Origin of the sequence: Nonlabens sp. YIK11, from assembly GCF_001413925.1 — a bacterium.
GTDB lineage: Bacteria > Bacteroidota > Bacteroidia > Flavobacteriales > Flavobacteriaceae > Nonlabens.
Genome location: NZ_LBMJ01000001.1, coordinates 2,874,332 through 2,894,718, shown reverse-complemented (window position 1 = coordinate 2,894,718; position 20,387 = coordinate 2,874,332). Strand labels below are relative to the sequence as shown.

The following is a 20,387-nucleotide window of genomic DNA, read 5'->3' as shown; positions in this document are numbered from 1 at the left end:
ATGTTTAAACAACTAGGTATAGTTGCAGCAATGTTGTTTTTTGCCGTAACTGTAAATGCTCAGGACTGTCGTATTGAGCTTAAGGGAACTATCACAGATTTTCATGATGGTGAGCCGCTTGCATTTGCACAACTTTATATCAAGGACCTGCAAAAGGGTACTTCTACCAATGAAAAAGGTGAGTACGTATTGCGCAATCTTTGTGCAGGTGATTATGACATGGTCATCACACATTTTGAGTGCGAGACTAAAACCGTTCGCATAAGCATACGTGATGATATGGTTCAGGATTTTACTCTTGAGCACCATATCAATGATCTGGATCAGGTAAAAGTGGTTGCAGACATACACGATGACCATGAGTCGACTCAATCCTCCACACGCATAGATGAAAAGACGATCAATGAATATAGTGGTGCGACGCTGGGCGATGCACTGGCGACTGTTCAAGGAGTTTCTGTCTTAAAGACGGGAAATAGTGTGACAAAACCGATTATTCACGGGCTTTACGGGAGCCGTGTGGCTATTGTCAATGACGGTTTGCGCCAGCAGGATCAAGAATGGGGCGTCGAGCATGCTCCTAATATTGATATCAACAGCGCAAGCAATATTAGGGTTGTGAAGGGTTCCAGTGCATTGCGCTATGGTGGTGATGCCATAGGCGGCACGATATTGATTGATCCAGAACGAGTGATCGTCAAAGACACTTTGAAAGGAAAATTCATATCACAATTGCAATCCAACGGTCGTGGTGGTAGTGCAACAGCATCAGTGGGAAATTATCATGAATCAGGCTGGTACCAGCAAGGAACCTTGACCTATAAACGTCTGGGCGACTATGATGCTCCTGATTATGTGTTAAGCAATACAGGCAGTTCAACCTATGCCGCAAATCTGGCATTAGGCTATCAAAAGTTTGAATATGGTGGTAGTATCAAGTATTCTTTCTACGACAGCGAGTTGGGAATCCTGCGCGCCTCACATATAGGGAACAGTGCAGATCTAGTGCGCAGCATCAATTCTGGGCAGCCTACTGTTATCAACGAGTTTACCTATGATATAGAACCACCTAAACAAGCAGTGCAGCATCATGGCTTACAAGTGAATGCGTATAAGAGACTGGAAGGTCTAGGTAAATTAGAGTTGGATTATACGTTCCAATTCAACAATAGATTGGAGTTTGATATACGCCGTGGAGAGAATGCGGGCAAGGCGTCTCTGGATATAGATTTGCAAACGCAAACCCTAGGAACCTATTTGCTAATTGACCGTATTGACGATACTGAAATCGAATTGGGTATCGATGGTGTGACGCAAGCCAACAGGCCCAACGCAGATACAGGAATACGCCGATTGATACCTGATTATGACAGTTATAGAGTAGGTGGTTTTGCAGGTATCAATCATCGACCCAGTGATAATTGGTTGCTGGATGCAGGTGTACGGTATGATTATTATAATATCAGTGCCACAAAATTCTACTTTACCTCACGCTGGGAAGGTTTAGGCTATGATCAACAATTTCCTCAATTTGAGGTAGGTGAGATCAATAACCAGATTGAGACCGTTCCAGAGTTTGGTTATGATTTGTTTGCCTTTAGCGCTGGAGCCAAGTATTTTGCTGGAGATCATTACGATTTCTCTGTAAACTTGAGCAGTGCTAATCGTGCGCCTAATCCTAGTGAGCTGTTTAGTGATGGATTGCACCATGCACTAGCGACCATCGAGTTGGGGAAACTGGATCTGAGAAAAGAGCAATCCTATAAACTGAATTTTATAGCTCATAAATCAGCTTTGGAGCGTTCGACTGGTGTTGATGTTGAGGTGAATCCTTATATCAATTTTGTTCAAGATTATATCCAGCTTATACCTACCGGACTGGAGACGACCATACGTGGTGCGTTTCCCATCTATCAATACGAGCAGGTCAATGCGGTACTTGCGGGTGTTGATGTAGGTGCTAATTGGAATATTTATGAGAGTGCACTAGATGGTGTGGATAACCTAGATAAGCTGGCGCTCCATTCTAGGTTTTCATACATCTATGGGCAGAATCGTACCAACGATGAGCCGTTGATCAACATGCCGCCAGCCCAGTTTTTTAATGAGTTGATATGGAGCAACGGCCTGGTCAATAATCTTGAGTTGAGACTTTCCAATCAAAGTGTACTTAAACAAACCCGTTTTCCTGATAATGATTACTTGACTGACATTCGCATTGATCAGCAAACCATTGAAACGGTACTGGTAGAGATATCAGAATCACCAGCTGCCTATAGCTTGTGGAATGTAGGTGCTGGTTACGCTTTCGCGAAAGCGAAAATAAATCTAAGAGTCAACAACGTGTTGAACACCACTTACCGCAATTATTTAAACAGACAGCGATTCTATGCAGAAGATATAGGTCGCGACATTCAATTACAATTCATCTATAATTTTTAAAAATATCAATTATGAAAAAATCAATTTTCAAATTAGCTTTTGCCAGTATTTTATTTATCTCTTTAGCAAGTTGTGTGGACGACGATGCTCCTACAATCATCAATGAAGAAGAGTTGATCACGACGGTAGAGTACACACTTATTAACCGTGCTAATGTCAACAATGTTGTGGTTTATAGGTCTGTAGACCTTGATGGTATCAATGGTCCTGACATGCCAACGACAACGGTTACCGGTACACTCAATGCCAATGCGATTTATGATGGAACCGTACGTTTCCTAAATGAAACCGTATCGCCAGCAGAAAATATTACTGAAGAAGTTTTAGAAGAGTCACTGGAGCACGAGGTGTTTTATTTTAGCGATCTGGCGAGTGTACAGATAGAAAAAGTGGACACTGATAGCGATGGCAATCCATTAGGCTTAAGAACCGTATTCACTACTGGCGCGGCTGGCACTGGTAATGTTAACGTGGTACTGATTCATGAGCCTATCAAACCTAACAATGGTACGCTGGCAGATGCTTCTGGTGAGTCTGATGCAAATGTCACCTATGACATCGTGGTGCAATAAGCCTGTTTTATAGTCCATAAAAAAGCCGTTTCAGTCCAACTGAAACGGCTTTTTAATATAGTGAAAGTAGATTAGTCTACTGCATCTTCTACATCGTCAGCAACATCTTCCATTTTGTCACCTACAGATTCTTCCTCTTCTCTACAGCTTGTGATGCTTACAGCAAACAAAGCTATCATACTCAAAACTAGAAATTTCTTGATCATGGGTTTGAATTTAAAAAATTGGAAAAATGATTATAGTGGTCTACGACCAGATATAATATTAATTAGTATCACGATTACCGCGATTACCAATAAAACGTGAATCAAGCCACCAGTTCCTATTCCAGGTACAACACCTAATAGGCCCAGCAACCAAACAACGATACAGATTACAGCTACAAGCCAAAGAATACTTCTCATAATAGTTAGTTTTTTTAGTTAACAGGATGAATTTACTTACATTAAAAGGCAGCTCTTGTTAACAAAATGGCAATTAATTAAAATTTAATAGGATTCCTTGTAAGGTTTTTAATAAAACCGTTGCAGACGTTAATTTTTTAATACTTTGAGGGATTCTCTATAACATCCTGAGCGCGTTCTTGATGAGCCTTAATTGTATCATCGTCCATCTTTTTAAGTAACGACATCATCATATTCATACGCTGGTTATTGGCAAAGTGCTCTTTCTTTTCTTCCAAAAAATTCCAGTAGAGCGAGTTGAATGGACACGCATCATCCTCTGCCTTTTTCTTGCTCACCTTATAGGCACAACCCTTGCAATAGTTGCTCATTTTATTGATATAACTACCGCTGGAGACATAGGGTTTTGTAGCTACAAGACCACCATCTGCCCATTGAGACATACCACGAGTGTTAGTGATTTCTACCCATTCAATAGCGTCTATGTAAATGCCCAGATACCATTCATCCACATAGCTGGGATCTGTCATGGTAAGCAAGGCATAATTTCCCGTGATCATCAACCGTTGGATGTGGTGCGCATAGGCATTATCCAGTGAGTTGTTGATGGCATTGCTCAGGCAGTTCATCTTGGTCTCGCCAGTCCAGTAAAAATCGGGTAGAGGGTTCTTGTTTTCCAGTTTGTTAAGCGTCTGGTAGTCTGGCATTTCCTTCCAGTAGATGCCGCGCATGAATTCTCTCCAGCCCAGTATTTGTCGTACAAAACCTTCCACTTGCGAGATGTGTATGTCGGTATCGCTTTCGCGAAAGCGAGAAACCGCAGCCTCAATCACTTCTAGCGGGCTTAGTAACTTACTGTTCATGGCAAAACTCAATCGCGAGTGGTACAGATATTCCTGATCTGTGTGCATCGCGTCCTGAAAATCACCAAAGCGCACTAACAGATGCTCACAAAAGTAATTGAGCACGTCTAGCGCATCCTGCCGCGTAGTAGGCCAGTTGAAGTTGGTCTCGTCAATCCTACCAAAAGTCTTGACGCCTTCCTTTTCCAGTAGTTGTACAATCCCAGCAACATCCTTGCGGAAACCGCGCTCGTGCGGAATCTCTGTATCGCCATCCCATTTTTTGCGGTTGCTCTGATCATAGTTCCATTTACCGCCTTCGGGTTCTTTGTCGCCTTCTATCATGATGTCGTATTTCTTGCGCATATCGCGATAGAAATATTCCATGGTGAGTCGTTTTTTACCTTCAAAGAAGGTTTCAACGTCCTTGCGTTTAGTCAAAAAATGTTCTGTGTCAAATCCTTCCCATTCTATGTCCAGCGACTTACAAAAATCCCTTAGTTGCTGGTCCAGTCTCCACTCGTCTGGAGCTAGGTATTCAAATTTTTCAATATCGTGATCCCTGATCAGTTTCTTGAGATTCTTGACCAGGTCCTGGCTGTTGTCCTTATGGTCCAATTCATAATATAGCGTGTTGAAACCTCTGTCAATCATCCATTCATTGAAAGATCTCATGGCGCTAAAGAAGGCGACTACCTTTTGAATGTGGTGTTTGACGTAGTCGGTTTCCTGGCGCATTTCGGCCATGTGATAGGTGATATTGTCTTGATCACCATTAAACCAACTGTGTTTGTGGTTGAGTTGATCACCTAGGATGAGACGCAATGTTTTTGCCATGTTGTACTATTTTAAATTTTTAAGAATCACGATATCAATGTGATCTTGAACTTTTTAGATTAATAATAAAACGGAATCCAGTTGTTCGTTATCGTAGATAATTCAACAACTGGTTCACCTTTTGTAACAAATCATCTCTTCAAACTACTCATAGTTCAAATAGATGATCATGAAAAGAATTCCTAAACTTACTCTACTATTGACCGCAGCCTGGCTGCTTATTCTTTGTTATTTTTCTTTTTTCACGTCAGCCTCAGCAAATACCTTGATGATTATTTACATCACAGGTCAAGGTTTTTTGACGGCTCTTGTTATCAGTCAATGGAACAAGAAGCGTATTTCGTGTAAAAAGACCGCATAATTAGTCCAGCCACAAGTTTCTATACTCTTTGTCGCCATCATAACGATCTGCCTGTGACTGAATATTGAAGGTGCGGTTTCTGGGATCATTGCCCACGCCGCTATTGTACATCCAGTTTCCATAATTGGAATGCACGTCATAATCAATCAATATGTGTTCAAAATAGGCAGCGCCTATGCGCCAGTCCTGTTCTTGATGCATGGACCAGTAACTCGCCACATTTTGACGCCCACGATTGCTCATGAATCCTGTCGCAGCGATTTCTTTCATGTTGGCATTGACAAAATCCTCATGCGTCTCTCCTTTCATCCACTTTTCAAGCGCTCGCTCACTGGATTTCCATTCGTAATCCTTTTCTAAAATACCGCCCAAAGCGAAGATTTTTTCCTCATTTTTAAGGGAAACGTATTTGAAAAAATCTCTCCAGATCAATTCAAAGATGAGCCAATAGGTATCTTGATTTTTCTTGATTTCCTTTTCAAACTTTTTGACTTCCCAGTAGATCTGTCGGGCGCTTAGGTTACCTACGGCGAGCCAGGCACTAAACTTACTGCTGTAGTCAGTGCCCACAAGACCGTTGCGAGTTTTCTTGTATTCTTGTAGCTTTTTCGTTTCCCAAAAGTAATGTTGCAGTCGTTCCCAGGCGCTGGCCTCGCCGCCAGACCATGGAAAAGCACTGCGAGAATCTTTTTCAAATTTTTCTAATTCCAGATCTTCAAGGCTTGGAATAGTGGTCTCTGGCACATTTGGTTGTTCTTGTTTGTAATCATCAATGTTTACTACATCTCTTACTTCACATTCTTTCTCGAGTTTTTTTCTAAACTGAGTAAATACCTGTGGTATCTGCTTTTTGGAATACGGCACATCATCTGGATGATATAGAAATTGATCGTAGACTCGATGGCCCTTGGGTTTTTTGTCCAATTGATCCAGCTCAATCCCTAATAATTGTTCTTGGTCGGTTTCATCACGGGTCCACTCTTTTTGCAGAAAAATATCGGTGACATCGTATTCCTTAACCAATTGTGGGATCACTTGGTCAGGCGCGTCGTGGTAAACCATAAGTGGTATGTGATGTTTGGCAAGTTGGTTTTTTAGATCTTCTACAGCTTCTCTAATGAATTGAGCCCTGAATTTTCCTGTTTTACCAAAAGGCAGGTCGATTTCTAGATCCATCCCAAAATCACTTCCTTGATAAAATCGTGGGTCAAAAAAGTAAACTCCTATGACATCGCCATCTGCATCACAAGCTGCTTTCAAGCTATGATTGTCTCTTATCCTTAAATCGTTTCTAAACCAAACTAAGTTCATATCTCTTTATAATTACAAGTCCCATTGAACATTTAAAATTATTAGCCGCTATAGGCGAATAACTTTAAATCAAAACCTTTTCTCGACTATCGCTCGAAACAGGTTTGTCAACATCTTTCTTAACTCTTAACTCTTAACTCTTAACTCTTAACTCTTAACTAGACTTACTACACTTCTTGCTGCAATACTTCACATGTTCCCAATTCTTTTCCCATTTCTTGCGCCAGGTAAACTCGCGTTCACAAACTGGGCAAACTTTGGTAGGCAGGTTATTGGGGTTTCTGGCGCTTTGCTTCATTTTTTTATGGATAGTCGCAGTTTTAGTTGATATCCAACTCCTTGAGCTCTTCATCTACCTTGGCATAACTCAATCGTTTTTCCATTTGAGTTGTGGCATAACCGTCCAGACCGTTGATCGTAACCGTTCCGGCTTTTTCCAGATGCAGCCATCCATCTTCAGTTTGTATGCCTTCTTTGATAAAAATATCGGTGATGCGGCATATGACCAGGATGCAATCATTTTCCTTAAGATAATACTCGCTTTCATATTGCGCTGCAACTTGGATGGCAGCGTTTTTTACAAACGGAGCAGTAAAACCTTCTCGCACCTGTTTTTCTATCTGGAGATGATCAAATTCTGAAACATTGGGATCATACTTTGCGCTACTTTGGTGCGCACGATCCACGAGTTCACTATTAATGTGGTTGAGCGTTAAGATGCCGGTTTCCTTTAGGTTCTCATAGGTGTGATCTACACCATAGCCCAGCGGTCGCTGCACAAAACTAAAAAGCGGCGGATTGCTGCCCAAATGTGTCACACTACTAAATATGGCGACGTTATCAACGCCGTCTTTAGATTGGGTACCTAACAAATTTGCACTCTTGAAACCTGTCACGCAATTGATCAAATTACCGCGATAGATGCGTTCCATGGATGAGAGGTCTGCACTGTTAAAATGAGTCATGTGTGGAAGGTTTACACTCAAAGGTAGAACAAATGGCTAGCGACCTTAGGTTTAGCAATTCTAAAACTTTGCTAAATTGCCACATGGATCTGCATAAGGCGTTTGCTACAAATAAAGAGACTTGGAATGCTCGCACGCAGTTTCATTATGACAGTCATTTTTATGATAAGTTCGCTTTCGCGAAAGCGAAAAACTCGCTAAACCATTACGAGCAAGAAGCTTTAGGCGATGTCCTAGGCAAGAGTATGCTGCATCTCCAGTGCCATTTTGGGCAGGATTCCCTAAGTTGGGCGCACAAAGGTGCTGTAGTAACTGGCGTAGACATTAGCGACACGGCTATTGAACTCGCGAGACAGCTAAGTCAAGAACTTTCCATCCCAGCAGATTTTGTGTGCTGTAATGTGCTGGACACTTCACAATACATCCAGCAGAAATTTGATATCATTTTTACCAGCTATGGTACGATAGGATGGTTGCCAGACCTTAAACCTTGGGCAACCATGATTGCTCAATGCCTTCAACCTGGCGGCACATTTTATATGGTAGAATTTCATCCCATTGCCTGGATGTTTGATTACCAAACATCACCACCGCAAATGACTTATCCTTATGCCAATACTGGAGTGATCTATGAAGATTACAAAGGCAGCTACGCCAGTCCAGATGAATCATTTCAAAGTCGTGAATACTGCTGGAACCATAGCCTGAGCGAGGTCGTCCAGGCCTTGATTGATGCTGGTTTGCAAATCACAACCTTATCAGAGCATGACGGTAGCCCATACAATGTGTTCCCAAATATGATAAGTAAAAGCGGGTTGTTTTACCTTGAAGAAGCTTTGTATCCTACGATCTTTGAGGTCAAGGCCGTGCTCCAATAGTCTTTGGTTAAAGCTATATTAACTTTTGTGCATTGCGAATTATCGCACAATCAATAACCTTATTTTTGGATCAAAATCTAACCTTATGGCTATTCTCGGACCTATTATTAAAGCTGCACTTAACATCCATGAATTTTTCACTCATGTAGATGATCATAAAACAGCTCAAGAAAAGGTACTTAAGAAATTGCTGGAAAAGGCTGCTGATACGGCTTTTGGAAAAGAATATGATTTTAGTTCCATCTTGAAAGAAGATGATCTTCATGAGGCTTTTGACAATGCAGTTCCGTTTCATGATTATAACAGCATGGATGAAAAGTGGTGGAGCAGAATCAAAAACGGTGAGGAAAATGTAACCTGGCCAGGAATGCCTGGCTATATGGCACGCAGTAGTGGTACCACTGGCAAGAAAAGCAAAATGATTCCAGTTACTGATGATATGCTGGACGCCATAAGCTCTGCAGGGACAAGACAGGTAAGCGCTCTTACTAACTTTGAATTGGATGCAGAGGTTTTTGAAAAAGAAGCACTGGCATTAGGAAGCTCTACAGATCTTGATGATGTGGATGGTTTCAAGGTAGGTGAGATAAGCGGTATTGCAGCGAGTAACATTCCAGAATTTCTGGAAAGTAAATACCGTCCAGGCCAGGAGATTGCCAGAATAGAAGATTGGGATGAACGCGTTCAAAAAATTGCAGAATTATCCGGCGAATGGGATATTGCCATGATAAGTGGTATTCCATCATGGTTGGAATTAATGCTCAAAAAAGTAATGGATTATCATAAGGTTGATTCCATTCACGAGGTTTGGCCGTCATTGAGTGTTTACACTACTGGTGGTGTGGCCTTTGAACCGTATCGCAAAAGCTTTGAAAAACTCTTTACCAAGCCTGTCACTATCGTGGATACCTATCTAGCTAGTGAAGGATTTATTGCCTGTCAGCAACGTCCAGAAACCGATGCGATGCAGCTCATTACAGATGGCGGTATCTATTTTGAATTTGTTCCCTTCAAGCCTGAATACATTCTAGAAGATGGAAGCTTGAGGCAAGATGTAACGACACTTGATATTTCTCAAGTAGAAGAAGATGTGGATTATGTTTTGATTATCTCTACAGTAAGTGGCGCATGGCGTTATCTTATAGGTGACACCATCGCTTTTACAGACGTTAATCACGCAGAGATCAAAATTACAGGCCGCACCAAATTTTTCCTCAATGTAGTGGGCAGCCAGCTATCGGTATTGAAAATGGAAACAGCTCTAAATGAATTACAAGAAGAGCTAAATACGACATTTAAAGAGTTTACCGTTTTTGCCCGCAAAATCGACGGTGAGTTCTATCACAAGTGGTTCCTCGAAACAACTACAGACACTCCTGAAGAAGATCTAGCGGCATCGCTTGATGAAAAACTACAGGAAGCCAATAAAAACTACTCAGTCGCTAGAAGTAAGGCGTTAAAAGGAGTGAAGGTGACTAAAGTCCCTGAAGGATTTTTCAATGAGTGGAATGCGCACCAAAAGAAAATGGGCGGACAGGTAAAAATGGCAAAAGTCTTGAGCGAGGACAAACAAGACGAGTGGGAAGAGTTCGTAAAAGAAAAATTGGGATAGTCCCAGTTTTCAACGTCTAGAGATTCTGTTCAAAATTTGAATAAGTAGGTTTACCTAACTCATCTCTTCCATAGAAGGTTTTCTACCGGTTTCACCATATCTATTGATCAGGTCCGTGATTTCTTCTGGTGACAAATAGAATTGTCGCATATGGTTTTTGTAACTATCTGACAGGCTCGTGTGATTAAGAATGAAATTCTTGGTCTTTAAGATATAGTCACCCATTCCATGCTTCACGGCATAATCATCTGCAGCACGCTCCACTTCTTTGATGTGCGCTTTAGAATACAGATACTTTAATCCAAAAAATATCATCCCAATAGTAGACCTACTACGATAGTCCATCACGTGACCCAATTCATGACCCAACCAGCCAGTAAGGACGTCATCTGGGATTTCATCGATGGTAAAATAGTTGTTTTCTACCTTGAATTTCTTGCTGATTAGGATGATGTAGGCGCGATTTTTACGGGAACTAAAAAGGCTTTTCCACTTAGGTTGCGCCTGCATAAAATTCTTGCGCACCATATTATTGTACTTGAATTCTACCTCAGTATCGGCTAGTTCTGGATAGAAAGACATAGCCATTTCGGCCTCTTTGCGTATGTTTTCGGGTACGATTAATTTGGGGTACTTCATGAACGGGAAAGATAGCCGTTGAGGTGGTTTTTGCCGTGAAAAATGAGTTAAAAACAAAAATCGGTAGGACGTGTGATCCTACCGATTTTTGCTTGAAGCGATGTTGAAGGTTATTTCGCTTTCGCGAAAGCGAACTAAAACTGAGCTATTATCCCAGCATTGATCCCAAAAGGATGTCCAGGTCTCAACCCAGCAGGTTGTCTGGATACGGCATATTCATTATCCAATGCATTAATAATATTTGCGGTAAGCGACAGGTGATCGTTGACATGATACCTTCCAGAAAGGTCGAGTACAAAATTGCTGTCCACTTTTTCTGTTGCTGGTATCGTGCCTTGACCGGCAACCGTTCTCATGGCGCCCACAAATCTCGCGTTGAGGTTGATGTCAAAGGTATCGTGTGATACACCAGCAAGCACGTTAAACTGGTTTTTTGCGATGTAGGGAATCTCGTCGCCTATCTCCACTTCTCCATACACATCGCTGTCAAACGCATTACGGAACTCGGTGTCTGTAAAGGTGTAGTTGACGCTTACAGGTAGCGACCAGTTGTCGCTCATTTCAAGAAAGTCATAAGTCAATGCAAACTCAAGTCCGGCCACGTTTGCAGCTCCAGCATTGAACTGGTCTGTCGTACCGCCACCACCTGCAGCGGCTAGATCACTTCCTAACAGGTTGGAGTAATCATTGAAAAATAACGTGCTTTCACCACGTATTCCTGCGATGTTGAATCTGCTACCCAATTCATAGTTCACGCTTTCTTCCTGATCTACATCTGGAGCGCTGCCTGGAGGTGAGAAGCCTTTATGAACACCTCCAAAAAGTGAGATGCTGTTGTTGAATCTATAGTTAGCGCCTATTCCCGGAATAAACACATCGATGGTATTTTCTCTGGAGCTTAAATTAATACCGGTACGTTCTGGGTCTGCACTACCATAATTATCGCGTGTCAACTCAATACTTTCATATCGCAATCCTGGCGTTAGCGTTAGGTTACCTGTTTTGAATTTGTATAGTGCGTGGGCGGCAATTGCCGTTGCCTCGCTAATTCTATTAGCATCTGTGCCTGGTGTTCCAGGACTTGTGATAATGAGCTGGTTGTTTTCTACACCGTACAGATCCACATATTGAAAACGATCTTCTTGATCTTTATGATAACGCAACCCTACTTCTAATTCACTACTGTTAGTTGTTCCAAAGAAAATATTGGCTTTTGATTGAATGCCACGACCGTAATAGTTGCGGTTGTTTGCCTTGACGCCCAAAACATCTTCTGCCGTGTCAGCGCCGCTGGAAATGGCTAGGTATTCATTTTGGTTAGAAACAGGATCTCTAAGAATAGAGGCAAGACCTACATTTCCGTTTCCTGTATTGACATAATCTAATTTATACCAGTTGCGCGCAAAATTGTTGGAGTACGCTGTCGTGGTGATGAATAGGTTTTTGGCAGGTTGGATCAAGTGCGTTAACTGTATTTGATCGTGTTCTGTTGTGATATTGTCTGCGGCACTTCCCAAGTATCTTCTATAGGGATCTGTGTCAAAATCAGATTGGGTCAAACCTAGGTAGGTTTCATTGTCTAGGCCTTCGCTGTACTGAAGCTTTAAAGTTACCGATTGAAAAACATGAGCATCTGCTTTTGTGCTGTAGCGTATTTTGGCGCTATAATCATTGCGGTCAAAGCCCGTATTGCCGCCACCATCAAGACTTTTAAAGCCATCACTATTGAAGTTAAGGTATTCTACCGCATAACCCAATTGCTCGCCACTGTCGCCTACTTTAAGTTGGGTTTGCTTTGAGTTATAGTTTCCTATGTTCATTCTTGCAAAGCCTTTAAGCTCGTTAGGTATGGTAGTGGATACAAAATTGATGGCTCCACCAGTGGTAAATGGTCCGTATTGGACCTGACTACTTCCCTTAAGGACTTCAATGGCTTCCATACGTGCCACGTTAGGAAAATAATATGCTGCTGGAGCAGAGTATGGCGCTGGAGCGATAAGTACACCATCTTCCATAAGCGTGATTTTTGCAGATCGTTCTGCTTGAGTACCACGCAAAGAGATGTTGGGTCGCAGCCCAAAACCATCTTCTTCGGTAATATTGACACCAGGAACGGTAAGCAGCGCACGATTCACGTCGGTGTATTGAAACTTTGCAAGATCTTCTGATGACAAGAAATAGGAAGAACCAGTACGGTTTTGCGCCTCAAACTTACTGCCAAACAAAGAATTTGATCTAAGCTTGATGGTACGCAAGTTATTTATGGAATCCTGTTGAGTCGTTTGCTGGGCAGTACCATAAAGGCTTGCTAACACTAGAAATAAGAGTGAAAATCTGTTTTTCATTTATTTAGACTAAATATGAATAGTTGTTTTGAGCGTGCAAAACTAAAACCTTATTTAGATTAAATAAAAATAATACCGTATAATTTATATCGATAAAATCAATGAGAACTAATAATGGTATAAGAAATAACTTTTCTTATTGAATTACAGAAACTTGCGTGGATCAAATGTTTCTGGCAAGCTGGATATGGTCGTGGATACAGTCGCCTATAGAAACACCGTACACCGAGTTCCCAGCGATATGAAAACCTTTGTGGCTCGATTCCCAATCCTTAATGGCTTGTATTTTATCCTGATGTTCCACTACCTTTTGCGGAATCGCTTGCGGCCAATATCGACTATGGATAAGTTCAAGATCACATTGAATTCCCGTCCATCTTCTAAAAAGAGGTAGGCATAAAGTCTCAAATATAATCTCAGGCTCGTCAGTTTCACAATGATCAGGTCGCACAAAAAAGTTCATAAGTGCATCATCGCCATGGATGGCCGTTTCAAACACATTGCCATTAAACAATACCCCTATGAAGTCCTTACGCTCAAATGAGGACGCTAAAAATCCGAAACCTTGTGTTTTGGAACGCAATTCGGTTAATGGAATTTTAACCTGCAAGGTCAACATAGGATTGTACGGAATCTCTATTTCTGGAAAACCTGTGGATGACAATAATTTTTCCAGGCAGTAAAAAGGAATGGTGGAGATCACTTTTTGGGTGTGAATGGAATTTCCATCTTTTAAATGTAGCTTCCAACCATTGGTTACTTTTTCAATGGAAGCTACAGATGTATTCAAATGAATATGGTCGTTCAGCTTTCGCGAAAGCGAACTAATCAACGTCTCCATACCATCTTTAAAGCTTACGATCTTGCGAGGAGCAGATGGCGATTTGATGAGTCCCTTCAGCAAACTACCGTACTCTTTTTCCAATTCTACAAATCGAGGAAAAACAGAGGCCATCTCCAGTTGAGCCGCATCACCGGCATAAATACCGCTTACTATGGCACCTGCCATGCGTTGTGCTACTTGTTTTCCAAACCTGCGTGTAAAGAATTCCAAGACACTTTCTCCTGCCGGCGATTTGCTAGAAATAAACGGTTCTCTCAGGATACGTAGTTTTGCCGAGGTGGATAGGAGTCTGGTCGAGAGCAACGTTAGTGGCGATGCTTTCAATGTGTGCAACTGGTTGTCCCATAAAATCTGTCTTATTTTACTCTCTTCCATGGCCGGTAAGAGTGCGTCAAGAATGTCAAGTTCCTGGAGTAGGGCTTCAACTTCTGGAGTTAGCGCCATGCTGTTGGGACCGTGCTCTACCATCAAGCCATTGATGACTTCAGATTCTATGACGCCGCCGCATCTCGTACTGCCTTCAAGAATGGCAAAATCCCGATCCTCCTGAAAAAGAGAATAACCAGCACTCAAACCAGAAATACCAGCGCCTAAAATAACAACGTCATAACTAGATCTTAAAGCCATGGGACAAAGGTAATGCCTAGAAAGGTTGCACTATCATTTAACATAGGATTGAAATACAGATAAATTGTATATCGTGATCTTGAAAGAGATATGCGAGACTAAAGGCTACTGTGCTTTTCTCTCTTAAAGCATGCGTAAAAACCGTACCTTTGCATGCAATTAAATTGAATTGCAATGATTTCACACGATGCTAAGTTTGTAGGCGAAGGTCTCACTTACGACGATGTACTTCTAGTTCCTGGCTACAGCGAGGTACTGCCTAGAGAGGTAAGTATACAAAGTAAATTTTCCAAAAACATCACGCTTAATGTTCCTATTGTATCTGCAGCGATGGATACGGTAACAGAAAGTCGTATGGCAATCGCCATGGCTCAAGAAGGCGGAATCGGAATTCTACATAAAAACATGTCGATCGAGGCGCAAGCCCAGAAAGTACGTCGTGTAAAACGTGCTGAAAGTGGTATGATCATCGATCCCGTAACACTTACTGAAGAGGCGACCATAGGCGATGCCAAAGCCAGCATGCGCGAGCACGGTATAGGTGGTATTCCTATTGTTGATGAAGATGGATATATTAAAGGTATCGTCACGAATCGTGATTTGCGCTTTGAGAAAAAAGACAGCCGCAGTGTGACTGAGGTGATGACTTCAGAAAACTTGGTAACGGCCAAGGCTGGAACATCCTTGCAACAAGCTGAGATCATTCTACAGGAACATAAAATTGAAAAGCTTCTTGTCGTTAACGATGAAGGCAAACTCATAGGTCTAATTACATTTAGAGACATCACTAAGCTCACCTTGCAGCCTAATGCCAATAAAGACCAGTATGGTCGTTTGCGTGTTGCGGCAGCTATAGGCGTGACTGGCGATGCCGTAGATCGAGCAAGAGCGCTGGTAGAAGCTGGCGTGGATGCGGTAGTCATTGATACGGCACACGGCCATACTAAAGGCGTGGTTGATGTTCTAAAAAATGTCAAGAAACACTTTCCAGAACTGGATGTGGTAGTAGGTAATGTAGCCACTGCTGCAGCTGCAAAATATCTAGCAGATGCTGGTGCAGATGCCGTTAAGGTTGGTATAGGTCCAGGATCTATATGTACCACAAGAGTAGTGGCAGGAGTTGGTTTCCCACAACTAAGTGCGGTGATGGAAGCAGCTCATGCCTTAAAGGGAACTGGGATACCCGTAATTGCAGATGGTGGTATACGATACACTGGTGATATACCTAAGGCAATTGCTGCTGGTGCAGATTGTGTCATGCTGGGTTCACTGCTGGCAGGTACCACAGAATCTCCAGGAGAGACTATTATATACGACGGTCGCAAATTCAAATCCTATCGTGGTATGGGATCTGTAGAGGCCATGCAAACGGGTTCTAAAGATCGTTACTTCCAGGATGTGGAAGATGATATTAAAAAATTGGTTCCAGAAGGAATTGTAGGCCGCGTTCCTTTCAAAGGTGACCTAGTAGAAAGCATGACACAATTCATTGGTGGCTTAAGAGCTGGAATGGGGTATTGTGGTGCAGGCGATATTGAAAGCCTCAAGGAAAAAGGCCAGTTTGTAAAGATTACGGCTGCTGGTGTCCACGAGAGCCATCCGCATGATGTGACCATTACTAAAGAAGCGCCTAATTACAGCCGCAACTAGATGAAAATCATTTGTATAGGCCGCAATTATGTCGAGCACATCAAGGAGCTGGACAGCGAGAGGCCCGATGAGCCTATTGTGTTCTTAAAACCTGATACATCTATTTTGCTGGATAAGAATCCGTTTTTTATCCCAGATTTTTCCAACGATGTGCATCACGAGGTTGAGGTAATCGTCAAGATCAATAGATTGGGAAAGCACATTGATAAAAAATTTGCGCACAAATACTATGACGAGATAGGATTGGGCATTGATTTTACGGCACGAGACCTTCAAAATGAATTAAAGTCTAAAGGCTTGCCTTGGGAAAAATGTAAAGCCTTTGATGGTGCTACGGTGGTTTCTAGAAACTTTATTGATAAAGCAGAATTGGGAGATTTGAATCAGTTGGATTTTCAGCTTTATAAGAATGATGTCCTGCAGCAAGATGGCAATACCAGCCTCATGTTATGGAAGATTGATGAACTCATAGAGCACATCAGTAAATTTTTTACCCTTAAGATAGGAGATCTTATATTTACCGGCACTCCAGCAGGTGTTTCCAGAGTTCAAGAAAATGACGCCCTTAGAGGTGTTCTTGCTGGAAAGGAACTATTTTCAATACGCGTCAAATGAGCAAGTTGTACGATTTAAGTAAGATAAAGGAGTTGTCAGAGAATGACCCTGATTTTATCAAGGCCATGGTAGATACTTTTATAGAAGAGATTCCAGAAGATCTAGAGCAGCTCGCCATAGGCGTGGTCGAGGATGATCGCGCTGCTGTACATGAGTACGCGCACAAAATGAAACCTACGGTAGACATGTTTGGGCTTTCCTGCCTTTATGATGTGTTGGTGCTCGAGGCTTGGGGAAAGTCAGAAGACCAGATGGACATCAATGAGCATTTTATGCGCGTTCAAGAAGAACTGCAGAAAACCGTGACCCAATTAAGGGAAGATTTCTAGAACATGAAAGCAACCATAATCACTATAGGCGATGAGATTCTCATAGGCCAGATTGTGGATTCCAATTCCGCATGGATGGGTAAGGAGCTCAATAAGATTGGGGTTTCGGTGTATGAGATTATTTCTATTGGTGACGATAGGGATCATATTTTGTCCGCTTTCGCGAAAGCGGAACAGCAATCAGACATCGTGCTAGTTACCGGCGGTTTGGGACCTACCAAGGACGACATTACAAAGTCCACCATCTGTGAATATTTTGACGATGAATTGGTGCTGAACGAAAACGTTTTGACGCACATACGCGAGATGTTTGCCAAATACGTAAAAGATGCCATCGTGCCCGCTAATGAGTTACAGGCGATGGTGCCATCCAAAGCCAAGATTCTTAACAATGCCTACGGCACAGCTCCTGGAATGTGGCTAGAGCGCAACAATACTGTTTTTGTATCTATGCCTGGCGTACCTTTTGAAATGAAATCATTGATGAGTAATGAGGTGTTGCCCTTATTGCGAAAAACAGAAGGTTTGCCTTTTATATACCATCGTACCATTTTGACGGCTGGTCAAGGCGAGAGCACAATTGCCACTCGCATTGAAAAATGGGAAGATGAACTACCGTCAACTATAAAACTGGCGTATTTACCTAGTTTGGGATCGGTAAGATTGCGTTTGTCCAGTACGGGCATGGATCGAGATCTAGTGACCAGTGCCGTTGACCAGCGTATTTTGTCTCTGTACGAAATCATTGAGGACATTATTATAGGTGAGAGCAATGATGAGTCTATGGCTCAACAAGTTTCTGCCCTGCTCAAAAATGCTGGGTTGACGCTCGCTGTGGCAGAAAGCTGTACCGGTGGACAAATCGCACAACAACTAACGGAAAATGCCGGTGCCTCACAATTTTTCATGGGAGCATCAGTCACTTATGCCACCAGGTCAAAAATTGATTTGCTGGATGTAGATCCATCCATCATTGAGGAGCATAGTGTGGTGAGCGAGCAAGTAGCCATGGCAATGGCAAGAGGAGCGAGAGCAAAATTTCATTCCGACATTGCAGTGTCAACAACGGGTAATGCTGGGCCTAGCAAAGGTGACAGCGACGCAGATGTGGGAACTGTATATATAGGTATAGCTACAAGTAGTGAGTGTTTTGCCGTTCGTTTTAATATGGGAAATCATAGAGAAAGAGTCATCCAGAAGACCGTCAACAAGTCATTTGAATTATTGCAAAAAGAAATATTGAAAATACAGGCAAATTAGGTTTGTGTGTTCCAATTTATATTTGTTATTTTGCAGTCCGATTTTAAACACAGATAATCATGTCACGAGTTTGTGAACTTACTGGTAAGAAAGCGATGTCTGGAAACAATGTTTCCCACGCTATGAATAAGACAAAACGTAAATTTAACGTGAACTTGTTCAAAAAGCGCTTCTACCTTCCAACTGAAGATAAGTGGATCACGTTACGTGTATCTGCTAAGGCAATAAAGAACATCAACAAAAAAGGAATTACCGCAATGGTAAAAGAAGCTCGTGCTAACGGGATTCTTTCCAAGTAATTTCATAGAATAGCACTAAGATGGCAAAGAAAGGCAATAGAATACAGGTAATCCTTGAATGTACCGAGCATAAAGCAACTGGCGAACCAGGAACTTCTCGTTACATCACTACCAAGAATAAGAAGAATACTCCAGATCGTCTTGAAATTAAGAAATTCAACCCGATCTTGAAGAAGATGACTGTTCATAAAGAAATTAAATAATAAGACATGGCAAAGAAATCAGTAGCAACCCTACAAACTGGGTCAAAGAGATTAACAAAAGCCATTAAGATGGTTAAGTCACCTAAAACAGGTGCCTACACATTTGTGAGTGCTATCATGGCACCAGAATTAGTAAACGATTTCTTGGATAAGAAATAAGTTGGTTAGTTAAAATGATTGAGACCGCGTTGCCATGGCAACGCGGTCTTTTTTGTTTAACACATCAAGAAGTGACCACGGTGCATAGGTTTCAAGACATTGAATGCTGTTCCCTTGGCATAAATATTTCACCACATACCACGTCTCATTTCAATAAAAATTAGCAGCACCTCATAACCATCGATATCTTAACTTTGCATGACCAACTATAAGCTATGAGTTTTTTCAAGAATATATTCAATAAGGAGAAAAAGGAAACCCTTGATAAAGGGCTGGAAAAGACTAAAACCAATTTTCTCGATAAGCTAGGTAAGGCCGTTGCTGGTAAATCAAAGGTCGATGACGATCTGTTGGATGATTTGGAAGACGTTTTGGTTTCCAGTGACATAGGAGTGGCAACCACTATAAAAATCATTGACAGAATTGAAGAGCGCGTAGCTAGAGATAAGTATTTAGGTACAGAAGAGCTTAATAAGATCATGCGGGAAGAAATCGCAGGATTGATGAGCGAGGTCAATAGTGGTAATGCTACAGAATTTACCGTTCCTAAACAAGATACACCCTATGTGGTCATGATTGTAGGTGTCAATGGAGTAGGTAAAACGACAACCATTGGTAAGTTGGCGTATCAGTTCAAAAAGGCAGGTAAAAAAGTAGTGTTAGGTGCTGGAGATACTTTTAGAGCTGCAGCGGTGGATCAGTTACAAATCTGGGCAGATCGAGTAGGTGTGGATATTGTAAAGCAAAAGATGGGAAGTGATCCTGCAAGTGTAGCCTATGATACTTTGCAAAGTGCAGTAGCTAACAAGGCAGATGTGGTGCTGCTGGACACTGCTGGACGTTTGCACAACAAAGTGAATTTGATGAACGAGCTGACCAAAATCAAACGCGTTATGGATAAGGTAATTCCAGACGCTCCACATGACGTCATGTTGGTACTTGATGGTTCCACAGGTCAAAATGCATTTGAGCAGGCAAAACAATTCACGGCTGCGACTGAGGTTACTTCGCTAGCCATTACAAAATTGGACGGTACGGCAAAAGGCGGTGTGGTCATAGGAATCTCAGATCAATTTCAAATCCCAGTTCGATACATAGGAGTTGGTGAAGGTATGGAAGACCTTCAAGTGTTTAATAAAGTCGAATTTGTAGATAGTTTCTTCAATTAAATCAATCCGTACAAATTATATAAA

21 protein-coding genes are annotated in these 20,387 nt (G+C 41.9%); 12 read left to right on the top strand and 9 right to left on the bottom strand.

Annotated features, from left to right (window positions below; translation table 11 throughout):
• Positions 1-2,442 carry a TonB-dependent receptor gene (locus AAU57_RS13145; RefSeq protein ID WP_055413349.1) on the top strand — a complete coding sequence of 814 codons (2,442 nt, stop codon included), beginning with the start codon at positions 1-3 and terminating at the stop codon, positions 2,440-2,442.
• Between the two features lie 11 nt (positions 2,443-2,453).
• On the top strand, positions 2,454-3,014 hold the full coding sequence (locus AAU57_RS13140) for a hypothetical protein (RefSeq protein WP_055413348.1): 561 nt from the start codon (positions 2,454-2,456) through the stop codon (positions 3,012-3,014).
• 71 nt (positions 3,015-3,085) lie between these two features.
• Here the strand turns inward: AAU57_RS13140 and AAU57_RS15325 are convergent, their stop codons facing one another.
• The 6 genes from AAU57_RS15325 to AAU57_RS13120 form a co-directional block, all read right to left on the bottom strand.
• Positions 3,086-3,220: a hypothetical protein gene (locus AAU57_RS15325; RefSeq protein WP_262491941.1), complete on the bottom strand. Its 135-nt coding sequence runs from the start codon at positions 3,218-3,220 to the stop codon at positions 3,086-3,088.
• A 30-nt stretch (positions 3,221-3,250) separates the two neighbouring features.
• The gene (locus tag AAU57_RS15115; protein ID WP_156340177.1) at positions 3,251-3,418 is read right to left on the bottom strand and encodes a lmo0937 family membrane protein; all 168 of its coding nucleotides are present in this window, start codon (positions 3,416-3,418) and stop codon (positions 3,251-3,253) included.
• Positions 3,419-3,555: 137 nt separating this feature from the next.
• A complete protein-coding gene (locus AAU57_RS13135) occupies positions 3,556-5,097 on the bottom strand; it encodes a cryptochrome/photolyase family protein (RefSeq protein ID WP_055413347.1) in 1,542 nt (513 codons plus the stop codon).
• A 361-nt stretch (positions 5,098-5,458) separates the two neighbouring features.
• The gene (locus AAU57_RS13125; protein ID WP_055413345.1) at positions 5,459-6,769 is read right to left on the bottom strand and encodes a DASH family cryptochrome; all 1,311 of its coding nucleotides are present in this window, start codon (positions 6,767-6,769) and stop codon (positions 5,459-5,461) included.
• A 154-nt stretch (positions 6,770-6,923) separates the two neighbouring features.
• Positions 6,924-7,067 carry a DUF2256 domain-containing protein gene (locus AAU57_RS14905; protein WP_082438634.1) on the bottom strand — a complete coding sequence of 48 codons (144 nt, stop codon included), beginning with the start codon at positions 7,065-7,067 and terminating at the stop codon, positions 6,924-6,926.
• A gap of 22 nt (positions 7,068-7,089) precedes the next feature.
• A complete protein-coding gene (locus AAU57_RS13120) occupies positions 7,090-7,734 on the bottom strand; it encodes a flavin reductase family protein (protein ID WP_055413344.1) in 645 nt (214 codons plus the stop codon).
• A gap of 83 nt (positions 7,735-7,817) precedes the next feature.
• Here AAU57_RS13120 and AAU57_RS13115 point away from each other — a divergent pair, with 83 nt between their 5' ends.
• Both AAU57_RS13115 and AAU57_RS13110 read left to right on the top strand, forming a co-directional pair.
• Positions 7,818-8,612, top strand: a complete 795-nt coding sequence (locus AAU57_RS13115) for a class I SAM-dependent methyltransferase (RefSeq protein ID WP_055413343.1) — start codon at positions 7,818-7,820, stop codon at positions 8,610-8,612.
• 85 nt (positions 8,613-8,697) lie between these two features.
• The gene (locus AAU57_RS13110; protein WP_055413342.1) at positions 8,698-10,224 is read left to right on the top strand and encodes a GH3 auxin-responsive promoter family protein; all 1,527 of its coding nucleotides are present in this window, start codon (positions 8,698-8,700) and stop codon (positions 10,222-10,224) included.
• 54 nt (positions 10,225-10,278) lie between these two features.
• On the opposite strand, the gene AAU57_RS13105 is transcribed toward AAU57_RS13110, so the two are convergent.
• From AAU57_RS13105 to hemG, 3 genes are all read right to left on the bottom strand, one after another.
• On the bottom strand, positions 10,279-10,863 hold the full coding sequence (locus tag AAU57_RS13105) for a hypothetical protein (protein ID WP_055413341.1): 585 nt from the start codon (positions 10,861-10,863) through the stop codon (positions 10,279-10,281).
• Positions 10,864-10,997: 134 nt separating this feature from the next.
• Entirely contained in the window at positions 10,998-13,208 is a 2,211-nt protein-coding gene (locus AAU57_RS13100; protein WP_055413340.1) for a TonB-dependent receptor family protein, read from the bottom strand.
• Between the two features lie 163 nt (positions 13,209-13,371).
• A complete protein-coding gene (hemG, locus tag AAU57_RS13095; RefSeq protein ID WP_055413339.1) occupies positions 13,372-14,679 on the bottom strand; it encodes a protoporphyrinogen oxidase in 1,308 nt (435 codons plus the stop codon).
• Between the two features lie 174 nt (positions 14,680-14,853).
• Between hemG and guaB the strand changes: the two genes are divergently transcribed.
• The 8 genes from guaB to ftsY all read left to right on the top strand — a co-directional run bounded on the left by guaB (position 14,854) and on the right by ftsY (position 20,363).
• Positions 14,854-16,329, top strand: coding sequence for an IMP dehydrogenase (gene guaB / locus AAU57_RS13090; protein ID WP_055413338.1), 1,476 nt, complete (start codon positions 14,854-14,856; stop codon positions 16,327-16,329).
• Positions 16,330-16,944: a fumarylacetoacetate hydrolase family protein gene (locus AAU57_RS13085; RefSeq protein ID WP_055413337.1), complete on the top strand. Its 615-nt coding sequence runs from the start codon at positions 16,330-16,332 to the stop codon at positions 16,942-16,944. It begins immediately after the preceding gene.
• On the top strand, positions 16,941-17,273 hold the full coding sequence (locus tag AAU57_RS13080) for an Hpt domain-containing protein (RefSeq protein WP_055413336.1): 333 nt from the start codon (positions 16,941-16,943) through the stop codon (positions 17,271-17,273). Before AAU57_RS13085 ends, AAU57_RS13080 begins: the two co-directional genes overlap by 4 nt.
• Before the next feature lie 3 nt (positions 17,274-17,276).
• Complete coding sequence (locus tag AAU57_RS13075) at positions 17,277-18,533, top strand: competence/damage-inducible protein A (protein WP_055413335.1); 1,257 nt, start codon at positions 17,277-17,279, stop codon at positions 18,531-18,533.
• A gap of 59 nt (positions 18,534-18,592) precedes the next feature.
• Positions 18,593-18,832, top strand: a complete 240-nt coding sequence (rpmB, locus tag AAU57_RS13070) for a 50S ribosomal protein L28 (protein WP_055413334.1) — start codon at positions 18,593-18,595, stop codon at positions 18,830-18,832.
• 20 nt (positions 18,833-18,852) lie between these two features.
• Positions 18,853-19,035, top strand: coding sequence for a 50S ribosomal protein L33 (rpmG, locus tag AAU57_RS13065; RefSeq protein WP_055413333.1), 183 nt, complete (start codon positions 18,853-18,855; stop codon positions 19,033-19,035).
• A 6-nt stretch (positions 19,036-19,041) separates the two neighbouring features.
• Positions 19,042-19,194 (top strand): DUF4295 domain-containing protein, encoded by a 153-nt coding sequence (locus AAU57_RS14900; protein WP_082438633.1) that lies wholly within the window; start codon positions 19,042-19,044, stop codon positions 19,192-19,194.
• A gap of 215 nt (positions 19,195-19,409) precedes the next feature.
• Positions 19,410-20,363, top strand: coding sequence for a signal recognition particle-docking protein FtsY (ftsY, locus tag AAU57_RS13060; RefSeq protein WP_055413332.1), 954 nt, complete (start codon positions 19,410-19,412; stop codon positions 20,361-20,363).
• Positions 20,364-20,387 lie beyond the last annotated feature (24 nt).

Bases quoted from the DNA above. Each gene is read 5' to 3' on its own strand.
- AAU57_RS13145 (WP_055413349.1), top strand. From the start codon at position 1: ATGTTTAAACAACTAGGTATAGTTGCAGCAATGTTGTTTTTTGCCGTA.
- AAU57_RS13140 (WP_055413348.1), top strand. From the start codon at position 2,454: ATGAAAAAATCAATTTTCAAATTAGCTTTTGCCAGTATTTTATTTATC.
- AAU57_RS15325 (WP_262491941.1), bottom strand. From the start codon at position 3,220: ATGATCAAGAAATTTCTAGTTTTGAGTATGATAGCTTTGTTTGCTGTA.
- AAU57_RS15115 (WP_156340177.1), bottom strand. From the start codon at position 3,418: ATGAGAAGTATTCTTTGGCTTGTAGCTGTAATCTGTATCGTTGTTTGG.
- AAU57_RS13135 (WP_055413347.1), bottom strand. From the start codon at position 5,097: ATGGCAAAAACATTGCGTCTCATCCTAGGTGATCAACTCAACCACAAA.
- AAU57_RS13125 (WP_055413345.1), bottom strand. From the start codon at position 6,769: ATGAACTTAGTTTGGTTTAGAAACGATTTAAGGATAAGAGACAATCAT.
- AAU57_RS14905 (WP_082438634.1), bottom strand. From the start codon at position 7,067: ATGAAGCAAAGCGCCAGAAACCCCAATAACCTGCCTACCAAAGTTTGC.
- AAU57_RS13120 (WP_055413344.1), bottom strand. From the start codon at position 7,734: ATGACTCATTTTAACAGTGCAGACCTCTCATCCATGGAACGCATCTAT.
- AAU57_RS13115 (WP_055413343.1), top strand. From the start codon at position 7,818: ATGGATCTGCATAAGGCGTTTGCTACAAATAAAGAGACTTGGAATGCT.
- AAU57_RS13110 (WP_055413342.1), top strand. From the start codon at position 8,698: ATGGCTATTCTCGGACCTATTATTAAAGCTGCACTTAACATCCATGAA.
- AAU57_RS13105 (WP_055413341.1), bottom strand. From the start codon at position 10,863: ATGAAGTACCCCAAATTAATCGTACCCGAAAACATACGCAAAGAGGCC.
- AAU57_RS13100 (WP_055413340.1), bottom strand. From the start codon at position 13,208: ATGAAAAACAGATTTTCACTCTTATTTCTAGTGTTAGCAAGCCTTTAT.
- hemG (WP_055413339.1), bottom strand. From the start codon at position 14,679: ATGGCTTTAAGATCTAGTTATGACGTTGTTATTTTAGGCGCTGGTATT.
- guaB (WP_055413338.1), top strand. From the start codon at position 14,854: ATGATTTCACACGATGCTAAGTTTGTAGGCGAAGGTCTCACTTACGAC.
- AAU57_RS13085 (WP_055413337.1), top strand. From the start codon at position 16,330: ATGAAAATCATTTGTATAGGCCGCAATTATGTCGAGCACATCAAGGAG.
- AAU57_RS13080 (WP_055413336.1), top strand. From the start codon at position 16,941: ATGAGCAAGTTGTACGATTTAAGTAAGATAAAGGAGTTGTCAGAGAAT.
- AAU57_RS13075 (WP_055413335.1), top strand. From the start codon at position 17,277: ATGAAAGCAACCATAATCACTATAGGCGATGAGATTCTCATAGGCCAG.
- rpmB (WP_055413334.1), top strand. From the start codon at position 18,593: ATGTCACGAGTTTGTGAACTTACTGGTAAGAAAGCGATGTCTGGAAAC.
- rpmG (WP_055413333.1), top strand. From the start codon at position 18,853: ATGGCAAAGAAAGGCAATAGAATACAGGTAATCCTTGAATGTACCGAG.
- AAU57_RS14900 (WP_082438633.1), top strand. From the start codon at position 19,042: ATGGCAAAGAAATCAGTAGCAACCCTACAAACTGGGTCAAAGAGATTA.
- ftsY (WP_055413332.1), top strand. From the start codon at position 19,410: ATGAGTTTTTTCAAGAATATATTCAATAAGGAGAAAAAGGAAACCCTT.